At 58.5% G+C, this 13,793-nt stretch carries 12 protein-coding genes; 11 read left to right on the top strand and 1 reads right to left on the bottom strand.

The annotated features are described in order from the left end of the window. Positions 1–97: 97 nt before the first annotated feature. Entirely contained in the window at positions 98–502 is a 405-nt protein-coding gene (locus ACQ4N7_RS29145) for a helix-turn-helix domain-containing protein (protein ID WP_430714938.1), read from the bottom strand. 83 nt (positions 503–585) lie between these two features. On the opposite strand from ACQ4N7_RS29145, the gene ACQ4N7_RS29140 reads away from it, so the two are divergent. The 11 genes from ACQ4N7_RS29140 to ACQ4N7_RS29090 form a co-directional block, all read left to right on the top strand. Continuing rightward, entirely contained in the window at positions 586–3,183 is a 2,598-nt protein-coding gene (locus ACQ4N7_RS29140; RefSeq protein WP_430714937.1) for a hypothetical protein, read from the top strand. After that, the gene (locus ACQ4N7_RS29135) at positions 3,180–3,989 is read left to right on the top strand and encodes a hypothetical protein (RefSeq protein WP_430714936.1); all 810 of its coding nucleotides are present in this window, start codon (positions 3,180–3,182) and stop codon (positions 3,987–3,989) included. The genes ACQ4N7_RS29140 and ACQ4N7_RS29135 overlap by 4 nt, the downstream gene beginning before the upstream one ends. 6 nt (positions 3,990–3,995) lie before the next feature. Further along, a complete protein-coding gene (locus ACQ4N7_RS29130) occupies positions 3,996–5,114 on the top strand; it encodes a hypothetical protein (RefSeq protein WP_430714935.1) in 1,119 nt (372 codons plus the stop codon). 3 nt (positions 5,115–5,117) lie between these two features. Next, the gene (locus tag ACQ4N7_RS29125; protein ID WP_430714934.1) at positions 5,118–5,864 is read left to right on the top strand and encodes a hypothetical protein; all 747 of its coding nucleotides are present in this window, start codon (positions 5,118–5,120) and stop codon (positions 5,862–5,864) included. Next, positions 5,861–7,456, top strand: coding sequence for a hypothetical protein (locus ACQ4N7_RS29120; RefSeq protein ID WP_430714933.1), 1,596 nt, complete (start codon positions 5,861–5,863; stop codon positions 7,454–7,456). The genes ACQ4N7_RS29125 and ACQ4N7_RS29120 overlap by 4 nt, the downstream gene beginning before the upstream one ends. Before the next feature lie 49 nt (positions 7,457–7,505). Then, positions 7,506–8,183, top strand: a complete 678-nt coding sequence (locus tag ACQ4N7_RS29115; RefSeq protein WP_430714932.1) for a hypothetical protein — start codon at positions 7,506–7,508, stop codon at positions 8,181–8,183. Positions 8,184–8,186: 3 nt separating this feature from the next. Then, the gene (locus ACQ4N7_RS29110; RefSeq protein WP_430714931.1) at positions 8,187–10,037 is read left to right on the top strand and encodes a hypothetical protein; all 1,851 of its coding nucleotides are present in this window, start codon (positions 8,187–8,189) and stop codon (positions 10,035–10,037) included. A gap of 41 nt (positions 10,038–10,078) precedes the next feature. Next, complete coding sequence (locus ACQ4N7_RS29105; protein WP_430714930.1) at positions 10,079–10,564, top strand: hypothetical protein; 486 nt, start codon at positions 10,079–10,081, stop codon at positions 10,562–10,564. A 26-nt stretch (positions 10,565–10,590) separates the two neighbouring features. Further along, positions 10,591–12,282, top strand: coding sequence for a type IV secretory system conjugative DNA transfer family protein (locus tag ACQ4N7_RS29100; protein ID WP_430714929.1), 1,692 nt, complete (start codon positions 10,591–10,593; stop codon positions 12,280–12,282). Beyond that, positions 12,279–12,614, top strand: coding sequence for a hypothetical protein (locus tag ACQ4N7_RS29095; protein WP_430714928.1), 336 nt, complete (start codon positions 12,279–12,281; stop codon positions 12,612–12,614). Before ACQ4N7_RS29100 ends, ACQ4N7_RS29095 begins: the two co-directional genes overlap by 4 nt. Continuing rightward, positions 12,611–13,793 (top strand): hypothetical protein (locus tag ACQ4N7_RS29090; RefSeq protein WP_430714927.1); only part of this gene is annotated, 1,183 nt, incomplete at its 3' end. The genes ACQ4N7_RS29095 and ACQ4N7_RS29090, both read left to right, overlap by 4 nt.

The raw sequence follows: 13,793 nt of genomic DNA, 5'->3' as shown, positions 1-13,793 counted from the left end.
GTATCGAGATCCACCGATGGGGTAGTCATGACCTGCCGAAGTTCATGCGATTCAGGTGCCGAGGTTCATGCGATTCACCTGCCGAAGTTGGCGCGATTCAGGTGCCGAAGTTCGTGCGATTTTGCACCCCGGTGACCTCGGCGATGACGCGCGCCACCTTGGGCCCACTCCAAACCCCGTCATCGTCTGGGGGCGACTGCAATCGAGCCTCTAAGTCTTCGAGCTGCTTGGGGTTGAGCAGGCTACGAGACTGCTGGGGCCGCTGGTCTTTGCGGCGATTGCGCAGACCAGCCGCGCCCTCACGGTTATAGTCTTTCACGACAGCTCGGGCATAGTCGTAATTCAGTCCAACGGCTTTAGCCGCATCCGTCAGGGTCGTTTGCGTGTGAACCAGCCACAGCAGATGCCACCGTCGTGACTCGACCGGGTCACCGCTTGCGCGATACCGCGCTTTAAGCTCGTCGGCTGAAAAATGAGGTTCGAGATGGAGGGGTCTAGGCATTCCCTAATCCTACACCATTTCAGGGGTAGCCAAGTCGGATTTAGTATCACACCCAACTCCAACCGGGGCAGGCAGAACCGACATTGAAACGGCTCGAAGATGGACTGAAGGGGTTTCGACCGGGCGATCGACTGCGGATTCACTGGCGATCGTTTGCCGATGACCAGGAGCGCCAACAATCGCTCGAAACCCTGATTCAAACCACCGCCACCCTGGAAAGCCAGTTCCTGCTGCTAGCGCAACAACGCGCCACCCGCGATTTAACGACCGAAAAGCAACGCCAGCCCAAGCAGCTCTACCTCTTTGCTACTTACCCCCTCGTGTCAGGGCAAGAGCAAAGCGCCGACCACGTTGAAAAATTACTGGCCTGGGTGGTGGCCCAGTACGACACCTTCAAAGGGCTGAAGGAGCAGAATCAGCAACAATCCTACGTGCAGCTTCTGACCCAGGGCTTTACTGACGGCTATCTGCACTGGGAACAGCAGCTCAACGCCCGCATGGGTCTTCAAGTTATCCCGATGGGAACCGAAGATCTGTGGCAGTACCTCTGGGCTCAGTTCAATTCAACTTATCTACCGGAGGTACCCCAGTGTTTAGAGCTGAGTGATGCTGACGGCAATACCAAGCTCAACGAACTGATCCACGACCCGCTGCACACTACCTCCCGCCTGATTCGGGGGGAGAATGGCCAACCCAGTCATCCCAAAGCGGATCGCCAGTGGGTGCAGGTAAAAGGAAAGTTTGTCGGAGCCGTAGTGCTGGAATCTAAACCCGCCGGATTCACCACTCCCGAGCACCAGCTCTATTACCTGTGGCAAGCGCTAGCTCAATTCCCTGATTGCGAATGCGTTTGCGAACTCGCCGCCGCCGACCGCATGATGACCCGCGTCACTCTGCAACGGCTGACTAAGCAAAGCGTCACTGCGACGTTCCGTGCCAACCTACTGCGCGATGTGGATGTGGCCTCTCAAATGCGGATGAAGCAGGGAGTGGAAGCCCAGGAGCGGATCTATGAGGGTGCCCTGCCCATCTGGATCAGCAGTCTGGTGCTGCTCCATCGAGATAGTCCCGAGTCTTTGGCCGAAGCCTGCCAAAAACTCACTAATGCCTTCCATCAGGGGGACTTCATTCGCGAGACCGAGATCGCCTGGCAGTTATGGCTCAGGTCGCTGCCGGTTGTGGGCGACAGGCTGATCGACGATGGCCGCAGACAGATGTATCTCACCAACGAAGCCCCAGGGCTGATGCCCGTGTCCTGCCCTCGCACTATCGACAAGCAGGGCATTGAGCTGATCACCCGCGACGGCCAGATGCCGGTTTACCTGGACTTTGTCAATCAGCATCGGGGGATGCTGGTGTTCGGCGAGACTCGCAGTGGCAAATCGGTGCTGGCGGCGGAGATCTTCGTGTGGGCGATCGCCAACGGGATGAACGTCATCTCCCTCGACTACCCCAAACCCGATGGCACCACCACCTACACTGACCTGGTCAAGTTCTTCGGTGACCAGGGCGCTTACTTCGATATCGGTTCCGAGAGCAACAACCTGTTTCAGATTCCTGATCTTAAAGGCTTGCCCGATAACCAGCGGCAAGAGCGTTTAGACGACTACAAGGAGTTTTTGGTCAAAGCCCTCGACACCATGGTGATGGGCACCGAGACCGACAACCAGCTGGGCAAGCGAGTTCATACGGTACTCTGGCAGGCGCTGTCCACGTTCTTCGAGACTCCTCAGATCCTTACCCGCTATGAAGCGGCGTTTGAGGATGGGTTTGGAAGCCCAGCCTGGCAGCAGATGCCGACCCTGGCGGACTTTGTCGGGACGGTGGCTCATCTAGATCTAGAAGTAGAATCCGCTCTGCTCAACGAAGCCGTCGCCACCATCCTACTGGAGCTGCGAGGATGGCTCTCCAGTAGGGTCGGCAAAGCCATCTCCCAACCCTCCACCATTCGCACCGATGCCCGGCTCACCGTCTTTGCCCTCCGCAACGTCGGCGACAATATCGAAGCAGCGGTGCTGGCCCTCTCCGCCCAATCCATGGCCTTCCGCCGAGCCCTGGAAGTCTCCGACTCCCTGTTCGCCATTGATGAAAGTCCGATTCTGTTCAAGTACAACGGCATCGCCCAGATCATCGGCCAGGTCTGCGCCAACGGGGCCAAATCCGGCATTCGCCCCCTGATCATTGGCCAAGACCCTGACACCATTGCCCAATCCGTCGCCGGGTCGCAGATCCTGCAAAACCTCAACACTCGTCTGGTCGGGGCCATTCAGCCCAACGCCCTGCCCTCCTACCAGAGACTGTTTGGCTATGACCCCACCCTGCTGCGGCCCAATACCGAAGAATCCTTCCGCATCAGCCCCGGTCGGCTCTGCTCCCACTGGCTGCTCGATGCCGATGCCCGCCTCACCCCCTGTGCCCACTATCCCTCTCCCGAACTGCTGGGGGCGGTGGCTAATAATCCCAAAGAACAACGCGCCCGCCAGCGGGTGCTAGCCCAGCACCCCAACAAGTTTGCCGGGTATGCCGCCTTTGCCAAGGCCTATGTACAAGCGCTGCGCAGTGGTCAATCCCTCGACACCATCGCGGCGAGTACCCCTCGGTTTGAACTGATCCACTCAGCGGCTGAACTGGCTGCAAACGGCCATCAGCCGAAATCGTCAACCCCTCGGAGGTCGTTATGACAACTCAATCAAAACGCCAACGCATCCGGTATCGCCTTATTCTTGGCACCAGCATTAGCGTGGGCCTTCTGGGTATCAGCACCGCTCGTGCTTCCCTCCAGCCCGGTGGCTGGGGCCAGCAGTGGCAGGACTGGGCGATAGAGAACCTGTCTAATCCTTTAGAAGACATCCTGGCTCAAATCGAGGAAACCACAGCCCTAGCCGAAGAGACACTCCAGAATGTCTTGGGCGACCAGTGGGAAGCACTGAAATCCGCTTTAGGTAGCAACCTGCCCGACCCGACCCAAGTACGGTTGGACGAGGCGGTGCCAATTCAAAGCATCCTTGGTACAGATCGGGCTACTCAACAGCGAGATCTGGCCAACCGCTACGACCAGGAGGTAGCCCGCTCGATGGCATCGCCCTGGCTGGGCGACCAGGGCCAAGCCCGACTCTCCACCCAGGCTGAACAAACCACGACTCTTTTAGAACATAGTCAGGCCCGCACTCAGCAGGCGCAGTCCATGGCGGAAGCCGCCCAGGGCATGAACGTCACCCAGGACGTCATGAAGCAAAACGCCCAGATTCAGGCGTCCGTGGCAGCCCTGCTCCACGAACAAACCCAACTTACCGCCGAAAACAATACGACCCTGACGCAGCTCCACCAGCTTCAAGGGATGCTCACTCAGCTTGCAGCGAACACCAGCGAAGGCGTCGATGAGGCCAACCGCCGCGAGCGAGTGGAACGCCAAATTTCTATCTCCGGCTCCGCCCAGGCTCCGATCTACATCCCCGGTGCCCTGGGTACCAGTTCTTCTGGAAACTAATGAGCCATGCTCAATGCTCTCCTACCATCATGGGTTTTCCTCCCCGCTCAGGTCACGGGCGGGGTGGGCATCATCGACGACAGCGTACAGCAACTCGAAGCGGTGCAGCAGGCCTGGGATGCCCGCTGGGAAGACATCTTCGCTACCAGCAGCGGGCTATACCTGGGAATAAACCAGTTTGCCTCTATCATCCTGGTCGGAGCTTTTCTGTTTTTCGCCGTGGGCTGGGTGAAAGAAGCCATCGAACGGGGCATTTTCCCCGCTCTGCCCAACGTGCTCTGGGTGCTGACCATTGCCGTACTGCTCTTTAACAATGGAGCCCTGCTGGGGTCTGCCACCCTCGGTATCCGCAACCTGATCAACGCCCAAACCCAAACGGTGCTCCAGGTGCAGGTGGGCGAAGTGTCGATGCTCGAAGCCCTTAACGACGTGATTTTGTCCCAGCAGGCCAAGGCCGTCATTCAGCAGGAGTATGCCGCCTGTGATGCCCAGACCGGGCAGGCCCAGGTGGACTGTTTTGTTCGTGCCGGAGAACGTGCCCAGCAGCGGCTGGAGCAGGAATACCGTTCCCGAGGCTTCTGGAGTGCTGGCCTGCAACGGCTCTGGAGTCGAGTGCAGCAGATCAGCCAGCAGGTAGAGCAGGTCTACCAGTCTGGCGAGGCTCCCGTAGGTGGAAATCCCCTAGCTGACATCCTGGTCGGAACCGTGCTTCAAACCAGTAGTCAAGCCCTGGCAGAGCAGTTCCTCAAGGGCTGGCAGTGGGCCTTTGCCAATCTGCTAGAAATGGCGATGCTGTTGACCGGCTTGATTGGCCCGATTGCGGTCGCAGGTTCTGTCGTACCGCTTCAAGGTCGTCCGCTGTGGTCATGGCTGGTGGGCTTTTTCAGCCTGGGCATGGCCAAGTTTTCCTACAACGTCATCGTCGGTTTGGCGGCCACAGTAGTGGTTGCAGCCGATGCTCAGACTTCCAGTGACTTTGGCTTTCTGCTGCTGATCAGCATCTTGGCCCCTGTCCTGGCTCTGGCCATTGCTGGAGGTGCCGGGATGGCGGTCTTTCGTGGCGTGTCTGGTGGGGTGACGCGACTGATTGCGGTCGGCACCTCTGCAATTCCCATTCCGAGGTAAGTGATGGAACTGCTTGAACTCAGCCGTAAGGTGAAACGACCCCGTATTCATTCCAGCGACATCTTGCCCCTGGCCTTTGCGGGGCTGTCAGTCGGTGTGCTGGTCTTCGCGCTTTCTCTTTTGTGGCTCGCGGTCTCGGTATCACGGCTGGCGAATCAAAAGCCGCCGACTCTAGTGCAGCAGGTCGATGGTCGCGCCTTCTCGGTGCGCCCTGCCGACTACCGCTACCGGGAACCGGAGGTGATCCGCCAGGTGGTCTCGACCTGGGCGGTGATGACCTTCACCTGGGGCAAACTGCCGGGAGAGGGCGAGAAAGCCGTTGATGAGGGCGTTCAGGTCTCTGGGCGAGACCGAGTGTCTAAAGCCGCCTGGGAAGCATCGTTTCTGCTGGCCCCCGACTTCCGTGATGCCTTTCTCCAAACCCTGGCTACCGAGGTGATTCCTGAAGGCGCTTTTGACGGGCAGGTGTCAGCGGTCTTAATTCCTCAACATATCTCACCGCCGCAAGCGATTGGCGAAGGGCGCTGGCAGGTGGATCTGGTGGCCACCCGAGTGGTGTTTGAAGCTAGCAACCCGGCTGGGACAACGTTGACTTTTAACCGACGTATCACGGTAAGAGCGGTCGAGCCCACGGGTAAACCGCTGATTCCCGATGCTTCGGAGTACCAGACGGTAGCCTACCGCCTACTGGAAAGCGGGGTGCAGATTGAAGCGATTCGACCCATTCAACCGGAGGATATCAGCCGATGAGTTCCCTCCCAGAACCCAACCTGGAGATGCTGCGCACCATGATGGGCGCACCGGATTTCGCAGAACCGCTGGTGGCTGACGAAGCCTTCTCAGAGCCGGTGCAGTCTGAGCGTCCCTTCTGGAAGCTGCCAGTGCCGAAGCTCGTGTTGATTGGTTCGGCACTGGTGCCCGTCTTTGCCCTGGCCGGAGTCTTCATCGCGGGCAGCCGTCAGGGCGATGCGCCGGGTACGACGACAACTACACCAGAAGCCAATCAAACGGAAGCCCAGCCTCAGACGGTGGAAACTGAATTGGAGCAGGCTAAAGCGGAGATTGCGGCCCTCAAAGCCCAGATGGCATTGGAGGATCAGGGGGTGGTGCAAACAACGGCCTCAGGCGCACCACCTCGTCCGGCTACGACGCCTGCACCACCCTCTCCCAAGTCTGTTGCAACGCCATCCAGGCCAACACCTCAACCCGTCGTATCGACTCCGCCACCCACCATTTCAGCACGACCCGCATCCCCGGTTGTCAGTTACCCAGCCCCGACGCCTCGCCTGCAACCAGCGGCGACAACGACACCTGTTGTTTCTCGTCCGTCAGCAGTTCCTGCCGGATCAACCCCAGCGGCAGAACCTGCGATTGATCCGGCAGAACGCTGGCAGCAGCTGGCTCAGGTCGGGAGTTATGGGAGTTTGCCGCTGCCCGAAGAGTCCGCTGAACCTGCCTCGGAACCTGAGCCTGTAGCTCAAGCGCAATTTGCCTACGCCACGACTCTCCCTCCGGCACCCGCTCCCGTCAGTCCGCCAGAATCCACAACGACAGGGGGAATGCCAGAGTTTTCAACGGCTGAACCTCCTGACCTCCAGCCTATAGAAGCATTGGATGAAGGCTCAGTGGCAGCCATTGATGATGAAGCACCCACTTACCCAGACATCCTGGCAGCTGAAGAAGCTCGGATTCTCCAGCCAGCCCCGCCATCATCTTTAGTAGCAGGGACTCAATCCAGTGGCTCTCTGGTAACACCCGTCATCCTCGATAGCACCGCTGAGGGCAACAATCTATTGGTCGTGCTTTCAGAACCGTTGGTCGATAGCCAGGGCCAGGTAGCCATTCCAGCTGGGGGCGAACTGGTCGTACAGGTGGAGGCTGTTTCTGACAACGGCCTGGTACAGCTCTCAGCTACCCAGGCGATCTGGAACGACCAGGGCCAGGCTCGTGAACTGATGCTGCCCCAAGGGGTGATCCAGATTCGCGGTCAGGGTGGGACACCGCTCCAGGCCGAAGCCCATGACGACATTGGCCCCGGCATTGCGGCGATGGACGCTGGACAGTTTGCCCTGGGCTCAATTCGAAGAGCCAGCGAACTTTACACCCGACCCAATACTCGGGTTGAAACCGGTAATGGCACTACCGTTGCGACCACCGAAAATCCGGCTCCAAATGTGTTGGCTGGAGTATTGGAGGGAGGCACCGACGCCATCCTCGACACCATTACTGAGCGCAACCAGCGGGCCATTGAGGAGTTAGAGCAGCGTCCCCGCATTGCCTATATTGAGGCCGGTCGGCCTGTGCAGGTGTTTGTCAATCAATCAATGCAGATGCCGATTTGAGGGTAGCCCAGTGATTCGATTCTGGAAAGTACTATTTTTATCCTTGGCTTTGGTGACAGTCGCTCACCCAACCTGGGCACAGGCGACCCGCACTATTTCTAATCAAGCGGCCAGAGGTGATCATGCTCCGGTCACAGTTGAGCTTCATCCAGGTCACGGGGTCACGCTCAACTTTCGCCCTGTAGGAGTGGTTGTCCGTCGGGCCTGGCTCGATGATCCGTCTCAAGTGACGCTGGATTTTGACGATACCCGCTGCGCAGCGGTTGCCGCACCGGGGGAGTGCGCTGCCACGGTGATTCACCTGCGGCGGATTCAGCCTCTGGCCATTCCGGGGTTACCTGCCACAGCGACGACTACGCTGACGGTCGTAACTGATCGCGACCTCTACACCTTTCAACTGGCTTTTCCGAATTCCGGCGCACCCGCCTACAGCATCCTGGCGATTCAACCCGATGCTCCTTCACCCTACGCCAGTGCCATTTTGACGACACAGATCGCGAGCCCGGCTGGTGTGCGGTGGGTCGAGCGAGGGCTGCTCGAAGCTCAACGCCGCAATCTGGTGGTCACTGGAGATCCGCTCTGGGAACGCATTCAAACTCTGCTAGAGCAACTTAGGCAGGGCCGATCTTTGAGGGAAGCCGCGCAAACCGCTGGAGTATCCGAAGCGCTGGTGGTGCGACTGGCGGAACTGGGCCGATCTGACTCTGGAATCACCCAAGGGAGATAACCCATGAACAAACGATTTCGACGACACCTTCAACGCCTAGGACTGGTGACTCTGGGCCTGCTCACAGCAGGTCTGGTCTGGTTGAGACCTGCCCCGCAAGCGGCGACGGAACCCTGGATTCCAACGGTGCCAGTGCAGTGGGATAAGCAGTATGCGCGGGTACCGGACTGGTCGCAACTCACCTTTGCCAATTTGCCGCCGCTGCTCTCTGGCGGCGCTGTTGATATTCCCAGCAATCTGATTGCCAGCCTCGGCTACGACCCGTCTCGCATGTGGCAGGCCGGGCAATCGGTAGCCGAGGTGCTGAAGCTGGGCGATTTTCAGACCAGTCTGTATCCTCAACTGTTTAACCTCCAGACTCTGGCTCAGTTTGCTCATCTTGATCTGAACCAGATGGCGTTAGGTGCCCTGGAATTGGTGGGCTGGCAGCGGGTTGAGGATCTGGTCTCGGCGATTCCGGGCCTAGGCAACCTGCGGCTAGATCAAGTGCCGCCCCTGGAAGCCCTCATTTCTGAAGCACTGCCGGTGTTGAGTCTCCAGGGACTCAACGGGAATGACCTGACCCTTTCCAGCCTGCTGGAGGAGTTTCCAGACCTGGGCCAACTGAGCCTGGGGCAATTGGGCGAGCAGCTCAATGCGTTCGCCCTGACCGATATTCCGGGACTCACCGGCATTTCCTTGCAAAACTTTCGTGACTGGGGCAACAGCACCATTGGCGGGGTGCCGGGGCTAGTGTCAGTGCCGTTGGATCAGATGCCCAATCCGCTCTCGGGGGCTGGGGCCATTGGCCAGATTGATATGGTCTACGGACAGGCGGAAACCCAGCGGCAGGCCACGATTTCGGGCAGCAAACAGGCGGGTTTTCAGGTGCCTTGTGAGGAGTCCTGCGCCCATGTGGAGTTTGCAGGCACCCCAGGACTGCACGGCAAGCAGTGGATTTCGGGGCAGGTGCAGCAGGTGCCAGGGGGCGAAGGGTTTCTGTCATTTGTGAATGGCGGGCAGGAGCCCACTGGACGGCATCCTTTTGGTGATGCATTCAAGGTGGCGCTCTGGGATGTAGATGAGTCCTCGGGCACGGTCAGCACCGCCCTGTTTTTCCGCATGTGTCAGCGGGGGGGCTTCTTGACCCCGGATTTGGGCTGTACGCCCTACTTTATTGGCCCAGTGCCCTTTATGACCTATCGGGAAACCGATTTCATGCTGGTAGGCGCTGTAGATGGTGAAAGTGGTGATCAGACGGCTTCGAGTCTGCCCATGGTATCGGCATCACCTAGAGGGTTGAGCCAGCCAGCTTCGCTGAGAGCGCAACCACAAGCAGCTGATCTAACAGATTTACAACCCTGTGGGGCTAGCGATGGCGAGCTTGATCTGGGGGCACTCTCAACCGCCATTGCCACCCTCAACCGTTATCCCACCGCCATTGGTCCCTATGGCTGTAATGCCGAGGGCCACTGTGGTCGTCGGTTAGGCCAGTACCCCCTAATGAGTTATCAGCCGGAGGTGCAGGCGATGATTGCGGCTCAGCCTGGGGGGCAGGAGTTTCTCAAGCGAGTCGAGTCTGGGGCTGAGGTCAGCGCCGATGAAGTAGAGCGATTCTTGCCCGCAGCGACTCAAACCCATTTGGTGAAGGAATCCTTACAGGCTATTGCTGAACAGGCCCAAGTCGAGAGGCTATCCGATACCGCTTTGGTTGAACGCATTGGCCAGCATTACTTTGGTGGCCCAGGGGTGCCGGTTGAGGGCATAGTAGCTGACATTCAAGGCCAGGTCTTTCTCAACCCTCAATCCGCTTCGCTGAGTCAGACCTATGGCCAGGTCAAGGGCTGTTTGGCTCAAGGAGGTAGCCGAGGATGAAGCGCATCTTGCCTGTCAAACCCCTTTTAGTCTGCCTGGTAATGCTTCTGGCTCTAGGGATCTGGCTCTGGCCTCGGCCATCTCAGACCGGCTGGCAGTTAGCCCAGGAGGTTGCCCCACTGCCGCTCTTGAGCCAGATGATGCAGGACAACCTGAGCCCTACTTTTCCGGTCGATCCAGGTCAGATGCAGATGTGGAAGGTGCAGGTTGCAGGTCAACGTCAGCCGCTGTATCTGGTCGATTCTCGGGTCAAAGAAAGCGAGACGCAGCCGCTTTGTGGGGCCATTGGTTGTGCTTTCTTCGGCTATAGCCCCCACGAAGGTGGCTTTCAACGGGTGCTGGCCACCTATCTCAATCCCCACGTACCGCCAGGCCGGAGCCTAATTGAGCCGACGACAACCGTAGAGCATGGCTTGCCTCGACTAGTGGTGAACCAGTTGAGTTCTGAAGGCTTTCAGCAATACACCCTGGGCTTTAACGGTCAGGTTTATGAGATTCAGCAAATTGACACCTGGGCAAGATCATGACGACATCCTCTCAACCCCAACGCCCCATGGATTTCAGCATTCTGCGGGACACTGCTCAACCCTTTCTGGACTCCGGCATGGGTACTCTACTGCTTGGGCTGGTGGTGTTGTGGGTGGGGATGAGTCTGTTTGGCAACAGCACCAATAAGAGCAAGCTAGCAACGGGGCGCTTTGCGGGGAAGGCCGAACGGCGGCGGGCGAAAGCTCTGGGGCGAAAGCAGCAGAAGCAGCGGCATCCGGCCAAAGTACCGCTCAAAGCTGGAGATCTCGATATCCCCCAGGCTCAGCAGAGCATCGTGGTGGCGGGAGCCCCGGACTCGGGGAAGACCTACAGCATCATTGATCCGGCGATTCGTTCAGCCATTGCCCAGGGGTTTTCTATCGTGGTCTACGATTTCAAGGGCAGTCAGCTGGCGGCCCATGCCGCATGGGCGGCGAGTCAGGGCTATCAGGTGGATGTCTTTGCGCCGGGTCAGCCCTACACCGGCATCTGCAACCCCCTCGATTTCCTTGAAGACGAAACCGACGCTCTGATGGCCTCACAGCTCGCGGCGGTGCTGCAAAAGAATACCCAGCGGGACGGTGGCTATCGGGATAATGACTTCTTCAATAGTGCCGGTACCAACCTGGTTGAGGCGGTGATGCTGCTGGCCAAGCGCACCCCCTACCCCGACCTGCTGATGGCGAACAAGATTTTGAACCTTTCCAACTTGCCGGGGCGCATCCGGCAGGCAGGTGAGTCGGGATGGATTCCGCCCTGGACGATGGAGAGCTTTAGTCAGCTGATTGCGTCTGAGGAGGCCGATAAACAGATCGCGGGGATTGTCGCCACTGCCCAGCGGACATTCAAAACCTTCACGGGCAAGCAGTTGGTCTCCAGTTTCTGTGGCAAGACCACCATTCCACTCGATATGACCGGCAAGCGCATTCTATTTTTGCAGGTGGATATCCAGAAGCGCGATGCTGTGAGCCCGCTGCTGGCGGCTATCCTGCACCTGATCGTCACCCGCAACTTTGCTCGGCCTCGATCTGAACCGCTGGTGATCGCCCTCGATGAGTTGCCGACGCTCTACCTGCCGGATCTGCCCAAGTGGATTAACGAGTTTCGCTCCTACGGTTTTGTGGGATTGCTGGGCTACCAGAACTTTGCTCAGCTCCAGCACATCTATGGGCGCGATCTGTCCAGGGCACTCTTTGCCGCCTGTGGCACCAAGGTGTTCTTTAACCCCAAAGACCGGGAGACCGCTCAGGAGTTTTCCGGCTATCTGGGTGAAAAGGACGTTCGGATTTACACCCGTTCTCGTAGCCAGGGGCGCTATGGCAGCAACAGTCGTTCGGAGCAGTGCCAGCGGGTGCCGCTGATGACGGCGGATCAGATCCTGAAGCTAGATCAGGGGGAATGCGTGTTCATCAACCCGGCCTATCGGGGTGGGGGTGAAGCCTCGGTGCCGCTGCGGGTGCGGGTGAAGGTGTCTAAGCAGGAACAGAAGATCCAGGAGCGCAGTGAAGCGCTGTGGCACAGTACGGTGCAGCCAAAACTGATTGCCCGCTGCCAACAGCAGCAGATGATGAGCGATCTGAACACTGAGAACCAGTCACGTAAGGCGATGGCTGAAAGACTGTTTCCAGTACCGCTCAATCAAGAGAAAGCCTTTTCAGGGTCATTTGCCGATTCCGACATTACCGACGAAGAATTTGATGAGGCGTATCGACAATGAATCATGACTTAACGACCTGGCATTTATCTCCAAAAACAGCTATTTACCTGGAACAGCATCCTGAACAGCTCCCAGCTCTAGCTGAGGCTAAATCCCTACCGCCTTTGCCCCCAGGCTACGTACCACAGGTGATAGAGGTCTTGTTTGACGATGTGCCCTATCTCCGATCAGTCGGCGGAGTGTTGATCTTCTCCAGAGACTGCCTGCCCGACTACCAGCCCGGCTGCGTGGAATATCGATTCGATGACCAGCTGGCCTTTTTCCAAGTCGGTGGTGAAGTAGTGGTTGATCGCTTGGGTGGTCTGGCACTGGTGCAGGGGAGGGTAGCATGAATCCCTTTGTGATTAGTCCCCAGGAAGCTCAGGCGATTCAGGAAGATGAGGTGCAGCTGGTGATGGCCCTGACCCAAGTGAGTCAGCGGCTAGCGATGACCTTCCAGCAGTCTCCGACACTTCCCCAAGCGGGTCAGGATGACCTGCGGATTCAGATAGGCCAGCGGGTGGTTTATGGTCAACTGGCCGATGGCACGATTCGGCGAGAGCTGAACCCCAATAACTTGAAGGTGATTCTCGATGCGATTCAGCAGCCGGTTACCCCAGAGGTTGACCCGGACATGTATCGGGGCAAAGTCCCCGCGATTGAGATTCGAGATCGCGGGACAGTGCTATTTCGCGAGGAGCGGGACGGGGTCATTACCGTTAACCAGATCCAGATGCAGATTGGGGAGGCTGCCGAGCAAGCCCAGGCTGCTACTCCCAGCCCAGCCCTGAATGGCCGCAACGGGAAAACTCCCGAGGCCCCATCGCCAGATCCGACAGGTGACCCAGAGGCGATCGCGCAGATCGCAGCTCGGCTGATTAACCCGCTCCACGAGGCCCAGCCCATTTATGATGCCGTAGCCGTTGGTGACTACCACATCAAACAGCGTGGTCACCATCTGAGCATCAGTCGCGATGACCAGATGCTTTTGGTGGTTCGCGACGGGGCAGTAGTGTCCAATCAATTGCAGGACACTGATCGGGCCGCATTCCTGGAGCTGGAGACTCGGCTCTCCCCAGCCGTGGCAGCAGAATCGGCGCAGCCAGAACTATCCCGCAATGGTTCAACCCCGCCAGCGATCGCCGTCCTGAACCGGGAAGTGGAGCGATCGGAAAATAATCCGACTAAGACCCTGCTGAAGGCGACTACAGAGAACTGGCAACCACCAGCTCTCGATGTCCGCGTCACCCAGTGGCTCAGTCAACACCTGGAGAACCGGCGCGATCGGCAAATGGCGCGGGCGGTGGTGGAGCTGTTTCAGCGAGGACACGAGCGTACCGGAGAAAACCTGTATCAGATTGGGGAGTACAGCCTCAGCCACAAAGGGGCGGGCGACTACAGCCTGCGCGACCAGCAGGGAGAACTGATGCAGGTGCGGGTGAGCAAGTCTACCGGGCTGGGCCGGGGCATTGAGGTGGTATCGGTAGCCGAGCGGGTCAGCGACTTTCAGCGGCAGGAGATACAAAACTTGC

Origin of the sequence: Nodosilinea sp. AN01ver1 (assembly GCF_050565655.1) — a bacterium.
Lineage (GTDB): Bacteria > Cyanobacteriota > Cyanobacteriia > Phormidesmidales > Phormidesmidaceae > Nodosilinea.
This window is presented reverse-complemented; position numbering and strand designations above follow the sequence as displayed.

Coding starts and splice junctions, on each gene's coding strand:
- ACQ4N7_RS29145 (WP_430714938.1), bottom strand. CDS start 502: ATGCCTAGACCCCTCCATCTCGAACCTCATTTTTCAGCCGACGAGCTT.
- ACQ4N7_RS29135 (WP_430714936.1), top strand. CDS start 3,180: ATGACAACTCAATCAAAACGCCAACGCATCCGGTATCGCCTTATTCTT.
- ACQ4N7_RS29130 (WP_430714935.1), top strand. CDS start 3,996: ATGCTCAATGCTCTCCTACCATCATGGGTTTTCCTCCCCGCTCAGGTC.
- ACQ4N7_RS29125 (WP_430714934.1), top strand. CDS start 5,118: ATGGAACTGCTTGAACTCAGCCGTAAGGTGAAACGACCCCGTATTCAT.
- ACQ4N7_RS29120 (WP_430714933.1), top strand. CDS start 5,861: ATGAGTTCCCTCCCAGAACCCAACCTGGAGATGCTGCGCACCATGATG.
- ACQ4N7_RS29110 (WP_430714931.1), top strand. CDS start 8,187: ATGAACAAACGATTTCGACGACACCTTCAACGCCTAGGACTGGTGACT.
- ACQ4N7_RS29105 (WP_430714930.1), top strand. CDS start 10,079: ATGCTTCTGGCTCTAGGGATCTGGCTCTGGCCTCGGCCATCTCAGACC.
- ACQ4N7_RS29100 (WP_430714929.1), top strand. CDS start 10,591: ATGGATTTCAGCATTCTGCGGGACACTGCTCAACCCTTTCTGGACTCC.
- ACQ4N7_RS29095 (WP_430714928.1), top strand. CDS start 12,279: ATGAATCATGACTTAACGACCTGGCATTTATCTCCAAAAACAGCTATT.